Raw genomic sequence first — 22,034 nt, 5'->3', positions numbered from 1 at the left:
CTCCCCGCCTTCTCTGTCTCCTGCCTGCTCACGTTCATGCGGCGCGCGCCGCTCCTTTCGCGCGCGCCCGTTTCGCGACTCGAGGAACGCCCATGTCTGCACGAGCCCGTACGTCCCCGCCGGTCACGCCCGCAACGCCCCCGGAGAAGATCGCCGTCATCGGCATCGGCTGCCGTTTCCCGGGCGGAGCCAACGACCACCGGTCCTTCTGGCGAAATCTGATCGAGGGGAAGGACTGCATCACGCCGACGCCGGCCGACAGGTACGACGCGGCGGGCTTGGGCAGCAGGGACAAGGCGAAACCGGGCCGCCTCGTGGGCGGGCGCGGCGGCTACATCGACGGCTTCGACGAGTTCGATCCGGCGTTCTTCGGCATCAGCCCCCGCGAGGCGCACGCCATGGACCCGCAGCAGCGCAAACTCCTGGAGGTCGCCTGGGAGGCACTGGAGGACGGCGGACAGAAGCCGGCGGAACTCGCAGGGCGGGACGTCGGGGTGTACGTCGGGGCGTTCACCCTGGACTACAAGATCCTGCAGTTCTCCGACCTCAGGTTCGACACCCTCGAAGCCCATACGGCGACCGGCACGATGATGACGATGGTCTCGAACCGGCTCTCGCACTGCTTCGACTTCCGGGGCCCCAGCCTCTCCATCGACTCCGCCTGCAGCTCCTCCCTCGTCGCCGTGCACCTGGCCTGCGAGAGTCTGCGACGCGGCGAGAGTTCGCTGGCCTTGGCGGGCGGCACGCTGCTGCATCTGACACCGCAATACACCATCGCCGAGACCAAGGGGGGCTTCCTCTCACCCGAAGGCCTCTCCCGGACCTTCGACGCCGACGCCAACGGCTACGTCCGAGCCGAGGGTGTGGGCATCGTCGTTCTCAAGCTCCTCGCGGACGCGGTCCGCGACGGCGACCCGATCCATGCCGTGATCACGGAGACCGGCGTCAACCAGGACGGACGCACCAACGGCATCACCGTCCCCAGCGCCGACGCCCAGGCGGCGCTGATCGAGCAGGTCTGCGCCCGGGCCGGGATCACCCCGGGCAGCCTCCAGTACGTGGAGGCCCACGGCACCTCCACGCCGGTGGGCGACCCGATCGAGGCGAACGCGCTGGCGAGCGCCCTCGCCATCGGCCGTAAGCCGGGCGCCGCCTGCTACATCGGTTCCGTCAAGACGAACATCGGGCACACCGAGTCCGCCGCCGGGATCGCCGGTCTCATCAAGACCGCGCTCAGCCTCGAACACCGGCTGATCCCGCCGCACATCAATCTGGAACGCATCAATCCCGCGATCGACCTGGACGCCGCGCCCTACGAGATCCCGGACCGGGTCACCCCCTGGCCTCCTCACGAGGGACCGGCCCGCGCGGGCGTCAATTCCTTCGGATTCGGCGGCACCAACGCACACGTGCTGCTCGAAGAGGCGCCCGCACGCACCGCCGAGGACACACCGACGCGCGTCCCCGAGCAGGGTTCCGCCACCGACGGCCTCCCGTTCAACGTGCTGCCGCTCAGTGCCCACGACGCCTCCGTGCTGCCGGGTCTGGCCGAGGCCGTCCGAGCCGAACTGGCAGCCCAGGGCTCGCACGCGGCCGACCCCGCGGCCGATCCCGCCTCCGTCGCGGACCTCGCCCACTCCCTCGCCCGCCGCAGGCAGCACCATGACGCCCGGCTGTCCGTGGTGTACGAGACGCGTCACGATCTGGACGAGGCGCTGGCGGCGTGCGTCCGGGGCGAGGACCACCCCCGCGTCTTGCGCGGCAGGCGCCGTGAGGGACAACAGGACTTACCCGCTTGGGTGTTCACCGGCATGGGGCCGCAGTGGTGGGCCATGGGCCGCGAGCTGTTCGAGACCTCGCCCATCTACCGGGAGGCCGTCGAGGCCGTCGACCGGGAGATCGCAGCACAGGCCGGCTGGTCGCTGACCGCGGAACTGAACGCCGCCGAGGACGAGTCCCGGATGGCGCAGACCTGGCTCGCACAGCCCGCCAACTTCGCCGTCCAGGTCGGCCTCGCCGCGCTCTGGCACGCCCACGGGGTTCACCCCTCCGCGGTCGTCGGTCACAGCACCGGCGAGATCGCCGCGTTCTACGAGGCCGGGGTCTACAGCCTGCGCGATGCCGTACGGATCGTCCTGCACCGCAGCCGCCTGCAGCACCGGCTCGCGGGTACGGGCACCATGCTGGCCGTCGGTCTGCCCGAGGCCGAGGCGTCACGGCGCGCGGCGACTTTCGGGGACCGCCTGTCCGTCGCCGCCGTGAACAGCCCCGGCGCGCTGACCCTGGCAGGGGAGAGGGCGGCGCTCACCGAGTACGCGGAAGCGCTGCACGCCGACGGCGTGTTCGCCAAGTTCCTGGACGTACAGGTCCCCTATCACAGCGCCGGGATGGAGGAGATCAGGGCCGATCTGCTGAGGGAGCTCGCCGGGATCGAACCGAGTCCCGCGCGGCTTCCCCTCTACCTCACCGGCCGGGAGGGGCGCGCCGAGGGGCCCGAACTCGACGCGGGTTACTGGTGGAACAACGTCCGTGACACCGTCCGGTTCCGCTCGGCCGTCGACGCCATGATCGACGACGGACACCGCACCTTCCTGGAGATCGGACCCCACCCGGTGCTCGGACACTCCATCAAGGAGTGCTTCGCCGCCCGTGCGGGCGACCCCACGGCCGTCATCACGTCCACGGCCACGGCCACGACCACGGTCACGCCCGGGGCCGGGGCCGGGGGCTCGCACCAGACCGTGACCACCCTGCCCTCGATCCGGCGCGCCGAAGGCGAGGCCCTGCGCTTCACGACCTCCCTGGCCGCGCTGTACAGCCTCGGCTGCGCCGTCGACTGGGAAACACTGCACCCGCGCGGGCGGCGGGTACCGCTGCCCCGCTATCCGTGGAAGCGGGACCGGTACTGGACCGAACCCGCGCCCGTGGCGCAGGTCAGGCTGGGCGAGGTCGACCATCCGCTGCTGGGCCGGCGTCTCGCCACCGCGGAGCCCGCCTGGGAAGTGGCGCTCGACGTGGAGAGCACGCCCTACCTGGCCGATCACCGCATCCAGGGGCGGACGTTGTTCCCGGCGGCAGGCTACGTCGAGATGGCGTACCAGGCGCTCCGGTCCCTGACCGGTGGCACGGACGCCGAGCTGGGGGACATCGAACTGCGCAAGGCCCTCTTCCTGCCCGAAGACGCTCCCCGCGCCGTCCAGTTGTCGCTCTCCGGACAGACCTCCGCCTTCACCGTGGCCACCGGCGGCGATACCCCCTCCGTACACGCCTGTGGCGTGGTGCGCGGCGGAACCCCGCCCGCTCGTACCTCCCCGCTGGACGGGGAGGCGATCCGGGCACGGGCGGACCGGCGCCTCGACTCCACCGCGTGCTACGACACGCTGAGCGCCCTCGGGTACGACTACGGCCCCGCGTTCCGGGGCATCGGGGAAGTGTGGCGGACACAGGGCGAGGCCCTGGCTCTGATCCGGCCACCCGTGTGCGTCGGCAGCGCTGCCGGACACCATGTGCATCCCGTTCTGCTCGACGCCTGTTTCCAGACGCTCCTCGTCGCGGGACTCTCGTCCGCGCACGCGGCTCCCGAGAGCGGGATGCTCCTGCCGCTCACCATCGACGCGGTGCGCACGGTCCCGGTCGGCGACCGGCCGCTGTGGGCGCACGCCACCGTCACACGGCGGGCGGGGGACGAACTCGTCGGTGACATCACCCTCTACGCCGAGGACGGCGAGCCGCTCGGGTACGTCCGCGGGTTCCGCGCCGCCGACGTGGAACGGACGTCGGCCACGGTGGGTGTTCCCACCATCGACGGATGGCTCGCCGAACTCACCTGGACGCAAGCACCGCTGGAATCCGGCGGCCGGGACGCCGAGACGGCTGCGGACCCGTCCGTGGCCCCGGACCCGGGTCCGTCCGCCCACGGCACCTGGCTGCTGTTCGCGGACAGGCCCGGCGCAGTGGCGGACCGCCTCGCGGCACTCGCCGTCACGAGCGGCGCGCACTGCCACCTCGTACGGCCGGGGGACGGCTATGCCTTCGACCCGGAAGGACGGGACTCCCGGGTGGTCCCCGGCAGCGCCGACGACCTGCGCAGGCTGCTCGCCGACCTCGCCGACCTCACCGCCGACGATGGCCCGGCCCTCGACACCGTCGTCCACCTCTGGAACCTGGATCTGCCCGCCCTGGAGGACACCGGGCGCGGACACCTCGACGCGCACAGCGCACTGGGCGCCTACTCCGTGGTCGCACTGGCCCAGGCCCTTCAGGACGACCCCCGGCAGTCGGCCGCGCCGGCCGCCCTGCACCTCATCACCCGGGGGGCCCAGGCGGCCGTCCCCGGAGACCCGGTCGAACCCCTCGGCGCGCCCGTCTGGGGCATCGGCCGGGTGCTGCGCCACCAGGAGCTGACCGCGCACCGGGGCAAGCTGATCGACCTGCCGCTCCCATCGGCAGACACCCCGGACGGGTCCGGCCCGCAGACCTCGCAGGCCTCGCAGGCCTCGCAGACCTCGCAGACCTCGCAGACCTCGCAGGGCTCGCAGACCTCGCAGACCTCGCAGGACACCGCGACGCAGGCCGACGCCGAAGCCGAAGCGCTGCTCCGGGAGATCCTCGCCCCGTCAGCCGCGGACCGGCCGCAGGACGAGGTCGCCCTGCGCAACGGCCGACGCCTCATCAGCGGCCTCGCCCGCCCCGAGGGCCTCACCCGCCCCTTCCCGCCCAGGTTGCGCCCGGACGGCGCGTACCTCGTCACCGGGGCGTTCGGCGCGCTGGGCCGGCTGCTATGCCGCTACCTCGTCCACCGGGGCGCCCGGCACCTGATCCTCGTCGGCCGCACGGAACTCCCCGACCGCGCCACCTGGCGCGCCCTCGACCCGGACTCCCCGGCGAACTCCCCGGTTCGCTTCGTCAAGGAACTGGAGGCCCTCGGCGCCCACCCCGTCCATGCTGCCCTCGACATCTCCGACGAGCACGCCCTCACGCGGTGGCTCGCCGACTACCGGGACCGGGACGCGCCCGCGGTGCGGGGCGTCTTCCACCTCGCCGGGCACGTACGCGACACGCCGGTCCGGGCCGTGGACCGCACCGCGTTCGACTCCGTCTTCGACCCGAAGGCCGCGGGCGCCTGGCTCCTGCACCACCATCTGCGCGACGAGCCGCTCGACCACTTCGTCCTCTTCGCCTCCGTCGCGTCCCTGCTCACCACCACCGGCCAGACGAACTACGCCGCGGGCAACGCCTTCCTCGACGCCCTGGCCCATCACCGCAGGTCCCGTGGGATGCCCGCGCTCAGCCTGGACTGGGGGCCCTGGGCGACCGGCATGATCGAGGAGCTGAGCCTGGTCGAGCACTACCGCACCGTCCGGGGCATGAGTTCGCTCTCCCCGTCGGCGGGCATGGCCGTCCTGGAGCGGGTCCTCGGCCAAGGCCGCACCCAGCTCCTGATCGCCACCGTCGTCGACTGGAAGACCTTCCTCGCCTGGTACCCGTCGCCGCCCCCGCTGGTCAGGGAGCTGGCCGCCGAGGCCGCGAAGGCCACGGCGGCGGACCGCTCCGCCGCGGGCGGCGGCGCACCGGACGAACAGGCCCGCTATCTGGACCGGTTCCGGGACGCCGCCCATGAGGAGGAGCGCACCCGGCTCGTTGCGGACCTCTTCCTCGGCTGCGCGTCGTCCGTACTGCGGATGAGCACCGACCAGCTCGACCTGGACGCGGGCCTCAGCGCCCACGGCATCGACTCCCTCCTCGCCATGGAGCTGCGGGCCAGGATCCAGGCGGCCACCGGGGTCGCGCTGCCGGTCGTGGCGCTGCTCAGCGGGGCCCCGTTGTACGAACTGACCGCGCAGCTCCACGATGCCACCAGGGAGCTCGCAGCGAGGGCGGCGGGCCCGGATCCGGCGGCGGCGGTGGAGGTCCACGAGGACCCGTCCCGCCACCCCCTGACCCAGAACCAGAAGGCCCTGTGGTTCCTGAAGCAGCTCCACCCGGACGGCTTCGCGTACAACATCGGCGGCGCCGTCGAGGTCCGCACCGAGATCGATCCCGAGCTGATGACCGCCGCCGTCCGTGCCCTCGTGGCGCGGCACCCCGTGCTGCGGGCCAACTTCGTCATGGAGGACGGCCGGCCGCTCCAGACCGTCTCGGACGCCGTCGAGCCGGACACGGAGGTCTTCGACGTCGAGGGCCTGGAGTGGGACGAGATCCGCGAGCTGATCGTCCAGGAGTACCGCAGGCCGTACGATCTCGCGCACGACCGGCTGATGCGCTTCCGGCTGTTCCGGCGCGGTCCGGACCGGTGGGTGCTGATGAAGGCGGTCCACCACATCGTCTCCGACGCCATCTCCACCTTCACCTTCATCGAGGAACTGCTCGCCCTCTACGAAGGCATGCGCACGGGCCGCGTCGTCGAACTGCCGCCCGTCCGGGGCCGGTACGTCGATTTCCTCAACCGGCAGAACCGGTTCCTGGCGTCCCCCGACGCCGACCGCATGCTGGACTACTGGCGCGGCGCGCTGCCCGCCGAGGTTCCGCCGCTCACCCTGCACACCGACGCGCCCCGGCCCGCCGTGCAGACCCACAACGGATCCTCGGAGTTCTTCGTCCTCGACGGCGAACTCAGCGCCCGGGTCCACGCCCTGGCCCGCGAACACGACGTGACCGTCTTCATGGTGCTGCTGTGCGCCTACTACCTGCTGCTGCACCGCCACTCCGGTCAGGACGACGTCGTCGTCGGCAGCCCGGTGACCGGACGCACGGACGAGGACCTGTCGTCCGTGTACGGCTACTTCGTCAACCCCCTGCCGCTGTACGCGAACCTGGCCGGTGACCCGACCGTCGCCGACCTGCTCGCCCAGGTCCGCAGGACGGTGCTCGGGGGGATCGACCACCAGGAGTACCCCTTCGTCCTGCTGGTCGAGAAGCTGGGCCTCCAGCACGACCCCAGCCGCTCCGCGGTCTTCCAGGCGATGTTCATCCTGCTCGCCCACAAGGTGTCCTCGGAGCAGTACGGCTACCACCTCGACTACATCGAACTGCCCGAGGAGGAAGGGCAGTTCGACCTCACACTGTCGGCGTACGAGGACGAGTCGGAGCGGCGCTTCCACTGCGTCCTGAAGTACAACACCGACCTGTTCCGGCCCGAGACCGCCCGTCGGCTGGCCGGGCACTACCGCAACCTCCTGGACGCGCTGACCCGTGCTCCCGGCGAGCGAGCGGTGGCCGGGCTCGACATGCTTGGCGAGGACGAACGCCACGAGATCCTGCACGGCCCGGCCGCCAGGGGACCCGTACTGGCCCCGGAACCACCGGTGCACCTCCGGTTCGCGCGGGCGGCGGCCCGTACCCCGGAGGCGGTCGCGGTCACGGTTCCCGCCGCGGGTCCGGGGGGCGCCGCCCGCCACATGACCTACGCGGAGCTGGAACGGGCCTCCGCCGTCCTGGCCGGGCGGCTGCGGGCCCGGGGAGCGGGCGGCGGCGTCGTCGCGGTGTGCCTGCCGAAGTCGCCCGAACTGATCGTCGCGCTGCTGGCCGTACTGCGTGCGGGGGCCGCCTACCTGCCGCTCGATCCCGACCACCCCGTGGAGCGGCTCGCCTTCATGGCGGGCAACGCGGCCGCGCGCCTGGTCCTCACCGACCCGGCGGGCGCCGGGCGGCTGGACGTGCCCGGCGCCGAGTTCCTGACCGACGTCATGGCGCAGGACCTCGAAGACCCGGCCGTCTCCGCCGCCACCTGCGCCGACGACGCACCCGTCGGCCCGGACGCACCCGCGTACGTCATCCACACCTCCGGTTCGACGGGCCGGCCCAAGGCCGTACAGGTGTCCCACGGCGCCCTCGCGGCCCTCTGCGCCGCCTGGCGCGAGGAGTACGGACTGGAGGCCGGCCCGGGCGTCCATCTGCAGATGGCCGGCGTGTCCTTCGACGTGTTCACCGGTGACCTGGTCCGTGCCCTGTGCTCGGGGGGCCGGCTCGTCCTCGCCGACCGCGAGCTGCTCCTCAACACGGCGCGGCTGCACGAGGCGATGACCGCCGAGGGGGTCGACTGCGCCGAATTCGTCCCCGCCGTGGTCCGCGCGCTGATGACCCACTGCCAGGAGGGCGGTCACCGGCTGGACTTCATGCGGCTGATGATCGTCGGATCCGACACGTGGAAGGTCGCCGAGTACGAGCGGCTGCGCGCGCTGTGCGGCCCGGACACCCGGGTCGTCAACTCCTACGGCCTCACCGAGGCCACCGTCGACAGCGCCTGCTTCGACGGCCCCACCGACGGCCTCGACCCGAACAGCACGGTTCCCATCGGTACCCCGCTGCCGAACTGCGTGCTGCACGTCCTCGACGCCCACCGGCGGCCCGTACCGGCCGGGGTCACCGGCGAGCTGTGGGCCGGCGGATCCGGCCTCGCCCTGGGCTACGCCGGCGACCCGGAGCAGACCGACCGCCGGTTCGTCACCGTCACCCTCGACCGCGGCCCGGGTGCCGTCCCCGAGCGGCTCTACCGCACCGGGGACCTGGCGCGCAGGGACGCCCGGGGCCGCATCCACCTGCTCGGCCGCGCCGACGCCCAGATCAAGCTGCGCGGCCACCGCATCGAGCCGGGGGAGATCGAGTCACTGCTGACGGCGCTCCCCGAGGTCGCCGACGCCCATGCCATGGTCCGGACCGACTGCGGCGCCGAGCCGGCCCTCTGCGCCTACGTGGTCCGCGCCGCCGGCACCGAGCCGGACACCCGCGCCCTGCGCCGCCACCTCGCCGCCCACCTGCCCACGTACCTCATCCCGGCCCGCCTGGAAACAGTGGACGCCCTTCCCCTGACCGCGAACGGAAAGGTGGACCCGGACGCACTGCCCGTGCCCCGGGCCGAGCCCGCGCAGGAGGGCCACGAACCACCCGTCACGCTCTACGAGGAGCGCGTGGCAGCCCACTGGAAGGGGGTGATCGGCCTCGAAGTCATCAGCCTGCACAGCGACTTCTTCGACTCCGGCGGCAGCTCCATCACCCTCATCGAGCTGATCCACCGCCTTCAGAAGGAGTTCGGCATCGCGATCCCGGTCGGCCTGCTCTTCAAGGTGACCACCCTGCACGGCATGGCCCGTACGGTCGAGGACATCGTCACCGGCCGGATCTCCGGGAACCTCTCCCACCTCTCCTTCAACACGGGCGAGGGACCGCTCGTCTTCTGTTTCCCGCCGGCCGGCGGTCACGGCCTCGTCTACCGCCACTTCGCCGCACACCTCCGGCCGTACGAGCTGATCGCCTTCAACCACGTCGACGGCGACAAGAGCACGCGCTACGCCGACCTCGTGGAGTCGCTGCACCCCGAGGGGCCCTGCCTCCTCCTCGGCTATTCCCTGGGCGGCAACCTCGCCTTCGAGGTCGCCAAGCAGCTCGAACGGCGGGGGCGCGTGGTGGCCCAGGTCGTGATCATGGACTCGCACCGCATCGAGGAGGAGTACGGGCTCTCCGCCGAGCACACCGACGCGTTCGAGCGCGAACTGCGGGACCACCTGCGCCGTCACACCCACTCCGAGACCGTCGCCGCTCAGACCCTCGAACAGGCCAGGGACTACCTGGAGTACTGCGGGCGCACCCCGAACCACGGAGCGGTCGCAGCCGTGGTCACCGTCATCTCCGACGAGGCGAAGGCCGAGTTCTACGCGGCCGGACAGCGCGGCAGCTGGCACAGCGCCTCCACCACCGTCAGCCGACTGGTACGCGGCGCGGGCCTGCACGCGGAGATGCTCGACGAGAAGCCCGCCGAACGGAACGCGGCCCTGGTCCTCTCCGCGTTCGGCGACGACAGCACGCAGGGGGCTCCCTGTGGCGCGTAACGACAGGCCCGTATGGGAGGACCGGGGCCGGTGGGCCCCGGGAGGCGGCCGTGGCCCGGGAAGGGCGCCCCGCGTGATCGTCATCGGCGCGGGCATCGGCGGCCTCTCCACCGGCTGCTACGCACAGATGAGCGGCGCGGAGACCCGGATCTTCGAGCGCCACGTCCTGCCCGGCGGCTGCTGCACGGCATGGTCGCGCCAGGACTACGTCTTCGACTACTGCATCGAGTGGCTCACCGGCACGGGACGGGGCAACGACGCGAGCCGGGTCTGGCGGGAGCTCGGCGCCCTCGACGGCAAGTCCATCGCGAACTTCGAGATGTTCAACACCGTCACCGACGAGACGGGCCGCTCGGTCACCTTCTACAACGACCCCGACCGCCTCGAAGCGCACCTCCTGGAGATCTCGCCGGGCGACGCCCGCCCGATCCGTGCGTTCTGCCGCGACCTGCGGCGCTTCACCCGCATCAACCTCTACCCCTTCCTGACCCCGCCGCCGCTCCAGTCCGCGGGCGAGAAGCTGGCCACCCTGCGGGCCGTCCTGCCCTCGTTCGCGCTGCTGTGGCGCACCGCCGTGACCCGCATGGAGAAGTTCTGCGACCGGTTCGAAGACCCTTTGCTGCGCCGGGCCTTCCCGTTCATCTTCTTCCAGGACCACGAGGTCTTCCCGCTGCTGCCCTACCTGTTCAACATGGCCAGCGCGTTCCACCTCAACGCGGGCTTTCCGCAGGGTGGTTCCCTGGGCCTGGCCCGCTCGGTGGAGGAGCGCTACACGGCACTCGGCGGGCGGGTCGACTACCGGGCCAGGGTGGAACGCGTCCTGGTGGAGAACGACCGCGCGATCGGAGTGGAACTCCGGGGCGGGGAAAGGCACTTCGCCGACCACGTCGTCTCCGCCTGCGACGGCGCCACCACCATCGAGGGGCTGCTCGGCGGCCGCTATACGAGCCCGAAGATCGACAGGCTCTTCAGCGAGATGATGAGCCGACCGGACGTGCTCTACCCGGGGGTGGTCTCGGCCTTCGTCGGACTCGACGGCGAACTGGACCCGGCCGCCCGGCACAGCACCACCTACCTGCTCTCCGACGAGGACAGCGCGGCGCTGCCCGGCGTCCTCCAGAAGAGCCTCGTCGTACAGATGCGCTCGCGCTACTCCGACGGTTTCGCCCCGCCCGGCAAGTCCGTCGTCCACTGCACCTACTTCAGCGACTACGACTCCTGGAAACGGCTGCGGACCAGCGACCGCAAGGCGTACTGGGCCCGCAAACAGGAGGTGGCCGACTTCGTCCGGGGCTTCCTGGAACGGCACCACCCGGGCATCGGCCGCGCCATCGAGGTCGTGGACGTGGCCTCCCCCGCGACCACGGAGCGGTACACCGGCGTACGGGGCGGCAGCATCCTCGGCTGGAAGTCCTTCACACCGGCCGACGACGTGATCACCGGCCTGATCAACAAGGACCGGATGCGGCTGCCCGGCCTGGACGGCTTCTCGATGGCGGGCCAGTGGTTCGGGGGCGGCAGCCTGATCCGCGCTGCCGCCAGCGGCCGGTTCGTCACCCAGTACCTGTGCAAGGAGCTCGGTCTGGACTTCCGTGCCTGGGAGAGCGGCGGCACGGTCCCCTGGCATCCGGACAAGCTCGGAAGGCTGCCCCAGCTCGAAACCCGCAGGGTGAGGTGACCGTCAAGTGACCGCGACGACAACGGCGACGACAACGGCAGCGGCAACCGCAACGACACGCAGGAACAGCATGATCATCATCGGTGGGGGCCTCGGCGGCCTCTCCACCGGTGCGTACGGCCAGATGAACGGCTACCGCACCCGGGTCTTCGAGATGCACGAGATCCCGGGAGGCTGCTGCACCGGATGGGGCCGCGGTGACTTCACCTTCGACGCCTGCATCAGCTGGCTGCTCGGCAACGGTCCGGGCAACGAGATGCACCAGATCTGGCTCGAACTCGGCGCGCTCCAGGGCAAGGAGATGCGGCACTTCGACGTGTTCAACACCGTGCGGGGCAGCGACGGCCGCACCGTCTACTTCTACTGCGACCCCGACCGGCTGGAAAGCCACCTGCTGTCCCTGTCCCCACCCGACGCCCGCGCCATCCGGTCCTTCTGCGCGGGACTGCGCAAGTTCATCGCCTGCCTGCCGACGTACCCCTTCCTCAAGCCGGTGGCGCTGATGAGCCGCCGTGAGCGCTGGCGGATGCTGGCCGGCTTCCTGCCGTACTTCAACCTCTTCCGCACCTCGATGTCCGTGCTGATGACGGAGTACTCGGCCCGCTTCAAGGACCCGCTCCTGAGGGACGCCTTCAACTACATCCTCTACGAGAAGCACCCGGGCTTCCCCGTCCTGCCGTTCTACTTCCAGATGGCCGCGCAGGCCCACCGGTCGGCCGGGGTGCCCGAAGGCGGCTCCCTGGGGCTGGCCCGCTCCATCGAGCAGCGTTACCTGAGCCTGGGTGGCGAGATCACGTACAACGCCATGGTCGAGGAGATCCTGGTCAAGAACGACCGGGCCGTCGGCGTGCGCCTCTCCGACGGCCAGGAGCACTACGCCGACATCGTCGTCTCGGCCTGCGACGGCCCCACCACGCTCCTCGACCTGCTCGACGGCCGCTACCTGGAAGGCGAGTACGCCACCCTGTACCGGGAGACCCTGCACCAGCCGGGCATGGTCTTCCCCGGCTACGCCAGCGTCTTCCTCGGCCTGCGCCGCCCGTTCCCGGACGCCGACCCCACCACCACCCATCTGCTGGACGAGGCGACGGCCTCCCGGCTGACCGGCATCCGGCACCCCAGCCTCAACGTCCAGTTCCGCAGCCGCTTCTACCCCGAGCTCTCGCCCCGGGACACCACCGTCATCTACGCCACCTACTTCTCCGACACCGCCCCCTGGCGGGAGCTCGCCGAGGGACCGGAGCGGCTCAGCCGTGCCCGCAGGGGGACGGAACTCCACACCCTCCCGGTCCGGCGCGGCAAGGCCTATGCCCTCGCGAAGCGGCGTACCAGGGACGCCGTCGTCGACTTCCTCGACGGGCTGTATCCGGGGCTGAAGGACTCCGTCGCCGTACGGGACACCTGCACCCCCCTCACCCAGATCCGCTACACCGGCAGCTTCGAGGGCACCTTCCTCGGCTGGCAGCCCTTCGTGGAGAGCGGCGAGGCGATGGAGGAACTCGTCAAGAAGAACGGACCCGTCCTGCCCGGCCTGGAGAACTTCTACCTCTCCGGGGTCTGGGCCACCACCGGCGGCCTGATCCGCGCGGCCGCGGCCGGGCGCCAGGTCATGCAGTTCATCTGCCGGGACGACGGAATCGGCTTCACGGCCTCCGTCGACACCAGCGCGCCCCTGCCGACCCACGTCGACATCCCCGTCGGCCCCCACCGCTGAGAAGGACGCCTCCGTGACCGTGCCCCCTCATGTCACCCCCGCCCCGGACACCTCCCCGGAGCCCCTCGCGTACCCGTTCTGGACCACCAGGGGGCTCGGTCTGCCCGACGGCTGCCGGCGGCTGCGCGACCGGCCCCCCGTCCGCGTCCGGCTGCCGTACGGAGACGACGCCTGGCTCGCCACCAGCTACGAGGACGTGCGCGCCGTCCTGTCGGACCCCCGGTTCAGCCTTGCGGAGGCCGTCCGCCGCGACCAGCCCCGTATCGGCCCCATGCCCCGGGCCGGCGGAGGCCTCATCGCCCTCGACGCCCCCCACCACACCCGGCTGCGCGCACTGCTGGCCAAGGAGTTCACCGCCCGGCGCATCGAGCGGCTCCGCGGCCACGTCCGCGAGGTCACCGACGGGCTGCTCGACCGGATGGCGGCAGCCGGACCGCCCGCCGACCTCGTGGAGGACCTCGCCTTCCCGCTGCCCATGACCCTCATCTGCGAACTCACCGGGGTCCCCGACGCCGATCAGCCGGCCGTACGGGCGTGGGCGGACACCGTCTGTTCCGGCAGCGTGACGCCCGAGGTCGTGCAGCGTCACGCCAAGGACTTCTTCACCCGCATGTACGGATGGATCGAGACCCGTCGCCGTGCGCCCGCGGACGACCTGATCACGGTCCTTGTCCGTGCCTGCGACGGAGGCGTCCTGACGGAGGACGAACTGACGGGGCTGCTCAACGAGATCCTCATCGGCGGCTTCGTCACCACCACCAACCAGATCGCCAACTTCTTCGCGGTCCTGCTGCTCCCGCGGGAGGCCGGCGCCGACGGGGCGGACGTACTGGCGGCCGTCCGGGACCAACCCGAACTGATCCCCCGCGCCGTCGAGGAACTCCTGCGTCTCGTCCCCCTGCTCAACGGCCTCACCCTGCCCCGCTACGCGGGCGAGGACGTCGAGCTGGGCGGTGTCCTGGTCCGGGCCGGTGAACCGGTCGTGGTCTCCCAGGCGGCCGCCAACCACGACCCCGGCGTCTTCCCGTCCCCCGACCGCATCGTGCTCGACCGGCCGGGCACCCCGCACATCAGCTTCGGCCACGGCATCCACTACTGCCTGGGCGCCCACCTGGCCCGTCTCGAACTCCAGACGGCCCTGGAGCGCGTGACGGCGCGCCTGCCGGGTCTGCGGCTGGCCGTACCGGAGGAGGAGCTGCAATGGCGCTCCAAGGAGTTCTTCAGCGGCCTCCGGTCACTACCCGTCGCCTGGTGAGGATCAAGCGTGTCGATCACGCCGCCGTATTTGCTTCGGTCTACGGTGGGTCCAAGATCCAGCTTCGAGTCCGGGCGAGCGAGGAACGGTCGTCGAGGCAGCCGCCGCCACGAGCCTTCACCTTCGAGGGGCCGCAGATGTGAACCGTGCGAACAGTCCGCACGAGCCGGAGCCGGAGCCGCAGCCGCAGCCGCAGCCTGCGGTGCACGCAGAGACCCGCTGGCCGATGGCCGCAGCCGTCATCGCTTCCGCGGTGCTGACCCTGCTCCTGCCCGACGACTTGCGCCTGGGGCCCCGGTGGGCGCTGCCCCTCGCCGAAGGACTGCTCCTGGTGGCGCTGATCTCGGGCGACCCCGTTCGGATCAGCCGCCGCTCGGCTGCCTTGCGCGCAGTGTCCATCGCCCTGGTCACCGTGCTGGCGTGCGGCGCCATCTGGTCAACCGTACGGCTGATCGACGATCTCATCCACGGCGGGAGCGAGACCAACTCCGCCAGTGCCCTCCTGCTGGCCGGCGGCAGCGTCTGGGCCTCCACCGTCCTCGCGTTCTCCCTGCTGTACTTCGAACTCGACAGCGGCGGGCCGGCCACGCGGGCCCGACACATGCCCCCCACCCCCGCACTCGCCTTTCCCCAACAGCTCAGCCCCGAACTGAACGCCTTGCACTGGCGCCCCCGTTACATCGACTACCTCTACCTCGGATTCACCAATTCCACCGCACTGAGCCCCACCGACGTCATGCCACTCGCCCCCTGGGCCAAGAGCGTCATGACCCTCCAGTCCATCGTCTCCCTGGTCATCCTGGGACTCGTGATCGCCCGGGCGGTCAACGTCCTCGCCTGAAGAACCTCGACCGGCACGGTGCTCCCGTCAGCGAGCGAACTTTTCCATGGCGGCTGGAGTGACGGGGGTGAAGAAGTTCACGAGGTTGCCGTCGGGGTCACGGAACAGGAGCGCGCGGTTGCCCCAGGGCATCGTGGTGGGCTCGTTGACGAAGTCCTCCACGATGCCGCTCAGGTTCCGGTGGACGCTGTCCACGTCGTCGACAAGGAACTCGATGATGACGCTGCGGTTGTCGGCCGGGCGGGCGGAGCCGGGCGCGAACAGGGGCACGGTACGGGTGCTGCCGATCGCGAGGGTGGCCGAGGCGGTCCTGAGCTCGGCGAAGTCCTCGTTGGACCAGCTCGCCCGCACTCCGGTGGCGCGCTCGTAAAAGTCGACGAGGCGGGCGGTGTCGCCCGTGATGATGCGGATCGAGACGAAGTCCATGGGTTCTCTCCTGGAAGATCGATGCTTCTGATCGCACGGTACGACTGATACCGGACAGAACTCGCCCGGTATCTGCGGGAGACTTCCGGGCATGTCCCGACCGATCGCTCGCGTCCTCGCCCTGCTGGAACTCCTGCAGTCGGGAGGTATCCGGACGGTGGCCGAACTGGCAGATCGGCTCGACGTCGACGAGCGCACGGTGCGGCGGTACGTCAACCACCTCATCGACCTCGACGTGCCCGTCGAGTCCGTGCGCGGCCGCTACGGCGGCTACCGGCTCACCTCCGGATACCGCATGCCTCCGCTGATGCTGAGCGATGACGAGGCGCTCGCCGTGCTGCTCGGCCTGGTGGCGGGCCGGCGAGCCGGTTTGATGACGGCCACCGGCTCGGCGAGCGAGACGGCGGCGGCCAAGGTCCGGCGGGTGCTGCCCGAGCGGCTCGGCCGCAGACTCGACGCCGTGCTCGGCACTCTCGCCTTCACGGCTCCGCCCGACGAGTCGGCCGCCCCGGAGACCGGGGTCCTGCTCACGATCGCCGACGCGGTGTGCCATCACCGGCCGGTCTCGATCCGGTACACCGCCGCCGACGGCCGGCGCAGCGAGCGCACGCTGCACCCGTACGGGCTCGTCGCCCACGCGGGCAGGTGGTACGTCACGGGTGCGGATCCCGCGATCGGTGAGGACCGGATGTTCCGGCTGGATCGCATCGCCGGCGCGAGGACCCTGCCCGGCGCGTTCGAGCCGCCCGCAGGACTCGACCCGGCGGAGCACGTCCTGGCAGGGCTCGCCACCGCTCCGCACCGCCACGAGGTGACTCTGCGAGTCCGGGCGACAGCCGAGCAGATCCGCACCCGGCTTCCCGCCGGCATCGCGATCGTGGAGGAACCACCGTCCGCGAGCGGGGCGGATCCGGACGCCACGCCCTGGTCCCGCGTCGAGCTGCGCGTGGAACGGCTCGACTGGCTGCCCGCCGTGCTCGCGTCGCTGGACCGGCCGTTCGTCATCGAACGGCCGGATGAGCTCCGCGCCCTCGTCGAGGCGCTCGCCGACAGGCTCACGGATTCCGCCCGGCGCAGACCGCCTCAGGAATGACGGATCAGCAAGGTCCCCGTACCGTCCGCGGTGCGTCGAGTGGTGCCTGCGGGCCGGCTGCCGGAGGTGAGAGCGGCCAGGGCCAGGACGGCCAGTCCGCATCCGGTGATGGCCCACCAGGCCGCCGACCGCGCCCCGGAGGCTGCGGCGGCTCCGATCACCGCGATGCCGAGGGCCGCGCCGACCTGCCGGCTGGTCGCGGCGATCGAGGCGGCCACCCCGGCCTGGGCGCTGGGCAGGCCGGATACCGCCGTGTTCGTGACGGGCGCGTTGACGAAGCCGAAGCCCAGCCCGAACAGTGCGTACGACAGTGACAGCAGGAGCGGAGAGGGGTGGGCCGAGCGGGTGAGCAGCGCGGCCAGTGCGCCGCTGGAGGCCATACCCGCCCCCGCGATCAGCAGCGGAACGCGCGGGCCGCGGCTGCCGACGATTTGCCCGGACAGCGGTGGGCACAGCAGCGACAGCGCCGCCATCGGCAGCAGCCGCAGCCCGGCGTCCAGGGGACTCAGCCCGAGATCGCCTTGCAGATGGACGGTGTTGGCGAACAGGAAGCCGCTGAGCGCGGCGAACGCGAAGACCGCCGTCGCCGTGGCTCCGCTGAAGGGCCCGCTGCGGAACAGCCCCGGGTCGATCAGCGGCTCGTCGCGCCGGCTCTCGTACGGTACGAGCCAGGCCAGCGCGCCCGCCGCGGCGATCAGACCGGCCACGACCGGGGGCGAGGTCCAGCCCGCGCCGGGCCCCTCGATGAGGGCGTACGTCAGCGTACCGAGCACGACGGTCACCAGGATCTGTCCCACCGGGTCCGGCCGACGGGGGTGTGGTGCCCGGGACTCGGGGATGTGGAGCGTGGTGAGCAGGAGCGCGGCCAGGCCGATCGGCACGTTCACCCAGAACACCGACCGCCACCCCGCCGACTGTACGAGGAGGCCACCGAGGACCGGTCCGGCAGCCATGCTCAACCCGACCACCGCACCCCAGGCGCCGATCGCGCGTGCTCGCTGGCGTGGATCGGGGAAGGCGTGGGTGAGGATGGCCATGGCGACCGGGGTGAGCATGGATCCGCCCGCCGCCTGCACCGTGCGGAAGGCCACGAGCCAGCCCGTCGTCGGTGCGAGGCTGCACAGCGTCGACCCGACGGTGAACAGGATCAGCCCGAGCCGGAAGACGCGCTTGCGCCCGAGGCGGTCGGCGGTGGAACCGGCCGACGTCAGCAGGGCGGCCAGGACGATGGTGTACGCGTCCAGGGTCCATTGGAGGCCGGTCGCCGAGGAGTTCAGGTCCTGCCCGATCGCGGGAAGGGCGACGTTGAGGATGGTGGTGTCGAGGCTGACCAACAGCACGCTCAGGCAGCAGATCGCCAGCACGGACAACTGCCGGCTGCGGCCCGGCTCGGGGGCGCGGGTGCTCCCCACTCAGTGCCCGGCCTCGGCGAAGTCCGCCAGCACGGACAGGAGTTGGCCGGGGGTCTCGATCTGGGGCATGTGTCCGGTGTTGGGGAGGAGGCGGAATTCGGCGTCGGGGAAGGCCGCGGCGTAGGCGCGGCCGTAGTCGGCGTCGACGACCTGGTCGCCGGCGCCCCACACGACGAGGGCCGGCACCGCGACGGCGGCCAGCCGTCCGCGCAGCGTCGGGTCGGCCATCACGTGCGGGCCCGAGTAGACCTCCAGGGCCGAGCGGTTGGCGGCCATGACGGCGCGAGCGGCCTCCGGGAGGGTGGCGGGATCGATGGCGAACGGGGCGGGGTCGTGGAAGGCGAGCTTCGAGAGTTCGGAGGGTGTGAGGGAGAAGGTGTCGGCGATCGGGTGGCCGGGGACGTGGATGCCGGCCGCGTTGACGAGGACGACGGCGCTGATCCGGTCACTGCCGACCAGGGCCAGTTCGGCGGCGATCCAGCCGCCGATGGAGTTGCCGACGACGGTGACCCCTGAGAGGTCGAGCTCGTCCAGCAGCAGGGCGTAGCTCTCGGCCAGGGTGGTGACGTCGGTCAGCCAGTCGGGGCGCTGGGTGCCGCCGAAGCCGGGGTGGACCGGGGTGACGACCCTGGCGTCGCGCTGCTCCGCGAGGAGCCGCGCGAACGGGGCGACGGTCTGGGGGCCGCCGCCACCGTGGAGCAGCAGATAGGTGTGCCCCTGGCCCTGGTCGTCGACGGTGAGGTCGAGAGTGCCGGACGGGTGGGCGAGGGTGTGGACGGTGCTGGTCATGGGATTCCTCCTGGACGGTACGGGGGGTGTTATGCGAAGTCGGTTGCGGGGACGGTGGCGTAGCGGCTCATCGCCTCGACGGTCGCCTGCGGGGTCAGCTCCCCGGAGCCGGCGATCATGTCGCGCAGATCGCGGAAGTACTGCACGTAGAGGTCGGGCGTGAAGGTGTTGATCATCACGGCCGGTTCGTCGCCGAGGTTGGCGAAGGTGTGCGGGGCGCCGGGCGGGATCATTGCGAGCGTGCCGGGCGGGGCGACGTGGACCGTCTCCCCGATGGTGAAGTGCACGGTGCCGGAGACGACGTAGAAGCCCTCGTCGTGTTGGGCGTGCCGGTGCTGCGGGGGTCCTTCGGTGTGCGGGGCGAGGGTGATCTCGCCGATGCCGAGCCGGTGGCCGGTGGTGGTCCCGTCCTCCAGGATGCGCATCTGGGTCCGCCCCAGGCGGATCGTCTCGCCGCCGTCCGGGCCGACCACGGAAACCTGAGTCATAGCCGCTCCTTCGTGAGAGTTTGCTCTCACGAGAGTAGGAGGGTGGACCGGCATCATGCAAGTGAACTCTCATAACGAGAGGGCGCTGGTAGTGTCGGTACGCGCCTATACACGGAGAAACGGGGACATGGTGATGACGACAGGGACCGGGGCGGGCCGCGGCAATCAGAAGCAGCGCACGCGCACCGCGATCGTCGAGGCCGCCCGCGCGCTCATCGCTACCGGCGCGGAGGTGACCATGCCCGCGATCGCCCGCGCGGCTCTGGTCTCCGAGGCCACCGCCTACCGGTACTTCCCCGACCTCCCCTCGCTCATCGGTGAGTCCCTGGCCGGAGCCTGGCCCGCGCCCGCCGACGCGCTGCGGCCGGTCGCCCGCTCCACCGACCCCGCGAACGGGTGGCCTTCGCCTGCGAGTTCATGCTCCGCGGCGTCCTCGTCCGCCAGGGGGCGGTACGCGCCGTGATCGCGGCCACCGTCACCCGGCCCGGGACGGCCGCCGCGCGCCCCGGCATCCGCTTCGGCCTGATCGACCATGCGCTGATCCCGCTGCGGGACACGCTGGGGGAGACGGAGCCGGAAGCGTTCGCGCAGCTTGAGCGGGACCTCGCCGTGACCGTGAGCGCGGAGGCCCTCTTCTGCCTCATGGACCTGTGCGGCCTCGCCCCCGACGAAGCCGTGGCCAGCGTCGTACGCACCGCGAGCACGCTCACCGAGGCCGCCGTACTCCGGGCCGCCGTCCGGCGCTGACGGCCGCGCTCGTCCGGGCATGCCGGGCGACTACGCGTAGCCATCCCGGAACACGGAGGCACCGATTCCGGCGCTGCGCAACCCTTTGTCGAACGCAGAATCACCTTGGTTCCCGCAGGTGAGGACCTCGGCGGCTCGTGCCGAACCGCCAGCGGCTGCGGGACCTCGGCCAGTGGGCGCGGGAGTGGTCAGGTCCCGTCGGCCTGTTCGGGCGTCATCGCGAGCACCGTCTCCCGGCCGCCGGCGCGCAGTGCGCGGCGCCGTTTCCCGTGGTTGGCGGTCAGGTGACGCCGATGTGCTGGATGTGGCCCCCGGCGGGTTCGTGGACGGGCCAGCCGGGAGTGCCGGTCTCGGCGAACCGTATCCACGATCGGTGGATACGGTTGGCGAGTGAGTCGGGCGGTTCGGCGTTGCCGAGGAGCCCTCGTGGGCCGCGCAGCGATGGCAGCGACAGGCGGTCGAAGACGAACGGCAACTCCATGACATGGCTGGCGCCCAGTTGTCCCTCGATCGCGTCGGAGCGCCAGACGAATTCGTAGCAATACGTCCGGCCGGCCCCGGTGCTCGAGTGTGCGGCGGCCATCTGCCGGGTGCCGTCCGTGAACAGCCCGTCGCCGAGGATGGCGGTGCGCAGGTCGGCGGCTGAGGCGCACGGGTGTTGTGTTCGGTAGGCACGGACGGCTTCGTCGGGGTCGGGGTGGAACATTGCCGCGGTGTCCCGGACATCGGCATCGGTGGTGCTCGCGAGAAGTCCCAACGGGGCCAGGTAGAGGGCGCCCTCGTCGCGATTGGCGCCGATCAGCAGGTCGATCTCGCTTCCCTGGCCGGCGGCGACCGCAGTGGCCGGCTGGTGCTCGCCGACCAGGCTGAAGGAGGTGATCCCGCCGAGCGGGTCGTGGTGGGTGGGGGTGCGCAGGTCCAGGCCGGTCAGGCCGGCCGTGACGGCGACGAGGTGCTCGTCGGGTATGTCGGCCAGGGCCTTGGCGGTGGGTTCGAGGCCCAGCCGGCGCCCGACCGCCGCGGTGACGATGCCGGCCTGGTCGGGGGTGAAGGCTCCGGTGCCGCTGCCGCTCTGGATGAGGACCCGTCGGACCAGGCCTGCCGCGGCCGGGTCGGCGAGGACGCCGCCGACGATGATGGCTCCGGCGGACTGGCCGAAGAGGGTGACGTTGCCGGGGTCGCCGCCGAAGCCGGCGGCGTTCTCCTGGATCCAGTGCAGGGCGGCCAGGACGTCGAGCATGCCGCGGTTGTCCGGGGCGCCGGGCAGGTGCAGGAAGCCGGGGATGCCCAGGCGGTAGTTGACGGTGATCAGCACGACGCCGTCGCGGGCGAAGGCCGTGCCGTCGTAGAGCGGTGCACGGCCGGAGCCCGCGACGAACCCTCCGCCGTGCACGAACACCATCACCGGCCGGGCCGGTCCATCCGGCCGCGGGGCCCAGATGTTGACGGTGAGGTAGTCGTCGCCGCGCTGCCAGCCCGGGCCGAAGTAGGGCGACATGTCGAGGGTGCCGAAGGAGTCCCGGGCGGGCTGGGGCGCGGTCGGTCCGGGCCGCGTTGTGTCACGGATCCCTGTCCACCGTTGGTGCGGGCTCGGCGCGGCGAAACGCCCGCGGCCGACGGGCGGTGCGCAGTAGGGCACATCGAAGAAGACGGTCCCGTGCCCGAGGCGGCGACCGCGGACAGGGCCTGAGGTGGTGGTGACGGTGGTGGGATCGGCGGGTGCCATCTCTGGTCTCCTGGCTGCTGGTCGCTCGTGTGGGTGCCGCC

Annotated in this window: 13 protein-coding genes; 8 read left to right on the top strand and 5 right to left on the bottom strand. The window is 71.6% G+C overall.

Annotated elements, in window-relative coordinates; genetic code table 11:
* Nucleotides 1-92: 92 nt before the first annotated feature.
* From ACIQU4_RS32220 to ACIQU4_RS32200, 5 genes are all read left to right on the top strand, one after another.
* Nucleotides 93-9,824, top strand: a complete 9,732-nt coding sequence (locus ACIQU4_RS32220; protein ID WP_403738256.1) for an amino acid adenylation domain-containing protein — start codon at nt 93-95, stop codon at nt 9,822-9,824.
* A gap of 73 nt (nt 9,825-9,897) precedes the next feature.
* Nucleotides 9,898-11,502 carry a phytoene desaturase family protein gene (locus ACIQU4_RS32215; RefSeq protein ID WP_403738253.1) on the top strand — a complete coding sequence of 535 codons (1,605 nt, stop codon included), beginning with the start codon at nt 9,898-9,900 and terminating at the stop codon, nt 11,500-11,502.
* Between the two features lie 70 nt (nt 11,503-11,572).
* Nucleotides 11,573-13,216 (top strand): phytoene desaturase family protein, encoded by a 1,644-nt coding sequence (locus ACIQU4_RS32210; protein ID WP_403738250.1) that lies wholly within the window; start codon nt 11,573-11,575, stop codon nt 13,214-13,216.
* A 13-nt stretch (nt 13,217-13,229) separates the two neighbouring features.
* A complete protein-coding gene (locus tag ACIQU4_RS32205) occupies nt 13,230-14,471 on the top strand; it encodes a cytochrome P450 (protein WP_403738248.1) in 1,242 nt (413 codons plus the stop codon).
* A gap of 139 nt (nt 14,472-14,610) precedes the next feature.
* A complete protein-coding gene (locus ACIQU4_RS32200) occupies nt 14,611-15,312 on the top strand; it encodes a hypothetical protein (RefSeq protein ID WP_403738245.1) in 702 nt (233 codons plus the stop codon).
* 27 nt (nt 15,313-15,339) lie between these two features.
* Here the strand turns inward: ACIQU4_RS32200 and ACIQU4_RS32195 are convergent, their stop codons facing one another.
* Nucleotides 15,340-15,738 carry a VOC family protein gene (locus ACIQU4_RS32195; protein ID WP_403738242.1) on the bottom strand — a complete coding sequence of 133 codons (399 nt, stop codon included), beginning with the start codon at nt 15,736-15,738 and terminating at the stop codon, nt 15,340-15,342.
* A gap of 91 nt (nt 15,739-15,829) precedes the next feature.
* On the opposite strand from ACIQU4_RS32195, the gene ACIQU4_RS32190 reads away from it, so the two are divergent.
* Complete coding sequence (locus ACIQU4_RS32190) at nt 15,830-16,831, top strand: helix-turn-helix transcriptional regulator (RefSeq protein ID WP_403738239.1); 1,002 nt, start codon at nt 15,830-15,832, stop codon at nt 16,829-16,831.
* Here the strand turns inward: ACIQU4_RS32190 and ACIQU4_RS32185 are convergent.
* The 3 genes from ACIQU4_RS32185 to ACIQU4_RS32175 are packed head-to-tail and all read right to left on the bottom strand — an operon-like array spanning nt 16,822 to nt 19,520.
* On the bottom strand, nt 16,822-18,243 hold the full coding sequence (locus tag ACIQU4_RS32185) for an MFS transporter (RefSeq protein WP_403738236.1): 1,422 nt from the start codon (nt 18,241-18,243) through the stop codon (nt 16,822-16,824). The genes ACIQU4_RS32190 and ACIQU4_RS32185 overlap by 10 nt on opposite strands.
* A complete protein-coding gene (locus tag ACIQU4_RS32180; RefSeq protein WP_403738233.1) occupies nt 18,244-19,032 on the bottom strand; it encodes an alpha/beta fold hydrolase in 789 nt (262 codons plus the stop codon). It lies immediately after the preceding gene.
* A 29-nt stretch (nt 19,033-19,061) separates the two neighbouring features.
* A complete protein-coding gene (locus ACIQU4_RS32175) occupies nt 19,062-19,520 on the bottom strand; it encodes a cupin domain-containing protein (protein WP_403738230.1) in 459 nt (152 codons plus the stop codon).
* 127 nt (nt 19,521-19,647) lie between these two features.
* Between ACIQU4_RS32175 and ACIQU4_RS32170 the strand changes: the two genes are divergently transcribed.
* Nucleotides 19,648-19,983 carry a TetR/AcrR family transcriptional regulator gene (locus ACIQU4_RS32170; RefSeq protein WP_403738227.1) on the top strand — a complete coding sequence of 112 codons (336 nt, stop codon included), beginning with the start codon at nt 19,648-19,650 and terminating at the stop codon, nt 19,981-19,983.
* Nucleotides 19,980-20,267, top strand: coding sequence for a hypothetical protein (locus ACIQU4_RS32165; RefSeq protein WP_403738224.1), 288 nt, complete (start codon nt 19,980-19,982; stop codon nt 20,265-20,267). Before ACIQU4_RS32170 ends, ACIQU4_RS32165 begins: the two co-directional genes overlap by 4 nt.
* Before the next feature lie 280 nt (nt 20,268-20,547).
* On the opposite strand, the gene ACIQU4_RS32160 is transcribed toward ACIQU4_RS32165, so the two are convergent.
* Nucleotides 20,548-21,993: a carboxylesterase/lipase family protein gene (locus tag ACIQU4_RS32160; protein WP_403738222.1), complete on the bottom strand. Its 1,446-nt coding sequence runs from the start codon at nt 21,991-21,993 to the stop codon at nt 20,548-20,550.
* Nucleotides 21,994-22,034 lie beyond the last annotated feature (41 nt).

This window comes from Streptomyces sp. NPDC090741 (genome assembly GCF_044769045.1).
GTDB lineage: Bacteria > Actinomycetota > Actinomycetes > Streptomycetales > Streptomycetaceae > Streptomyces.
Note: the sequence above shows the minus strand (reverse complement) of the source record. Positions and strands in the feature narration are given on the sequence as shown.

What these genes read in the sequence shown, in the direction of transcription:
- ACIQU4_RS32220 (WP_403738256.1), top strand. Translation starts at nt 93, where the DNA reads ATGTCTGCACGAGCCCGTACGTCCCCGCCGGTCACGCCCGCAACGCCC.
- ACIQU4_RS32210 (WP_403738250.1), top strand. Translation starts at nt 11,573, where the DNA reads ATGATCATCATCGGTGGGGGCCTCGGCGGCCTCTCCACCGGTGCGTAC.
- ACIQU4_RS32195 (WP_403738242.1), bottom strand. Translation starts at nt 15,738, where the DNA reads ATGGACTTCGTCTCGATCCGCATCATCACGGGCGACACCGCCCGCCTC.
- ACIQU4_RS32190 (WP_403738239.1), top strand. Translation starts at nt 15,830, where the DNA reads ATGTCCCGACCGATCGCTCGCGTCCTCGCCCTGCTGGAACTCCTGCAG.
- ACIQU4_RS32180 (WP_403738233.1), bottom strand. Translation starts at nt 19,032, where the DNA reads ATGACCAGCACCGTCCACACCCTCGCCCACCCGTCCGGCACTCTCGAC.
- ACIQU4_RS32175 (WP_403738230.1), bottom strand. Translation starts at nt 19,520, where the DNA reads ATGACTCAGGTTTCCGTGGTCGGCCCGGACGGCGGCGAGACGATCCGC.
- ACIQU4_RS32170 (WP_403738227.1), top strand. Translation starts at nt 19,648, where the DNA reads ATGGTGATGACGACAGGGACCGGGGCGGGCCGCGGCAATCAGAAGCAG.
- ACIQU4_RS32160 (WP_403738222.1), bottom strand. Translation starts at nt 21,993, where the DNA reads ATGGCACCCGCCGATCCCACCACCGTCACCACCACCTCAGGCCCTGTC.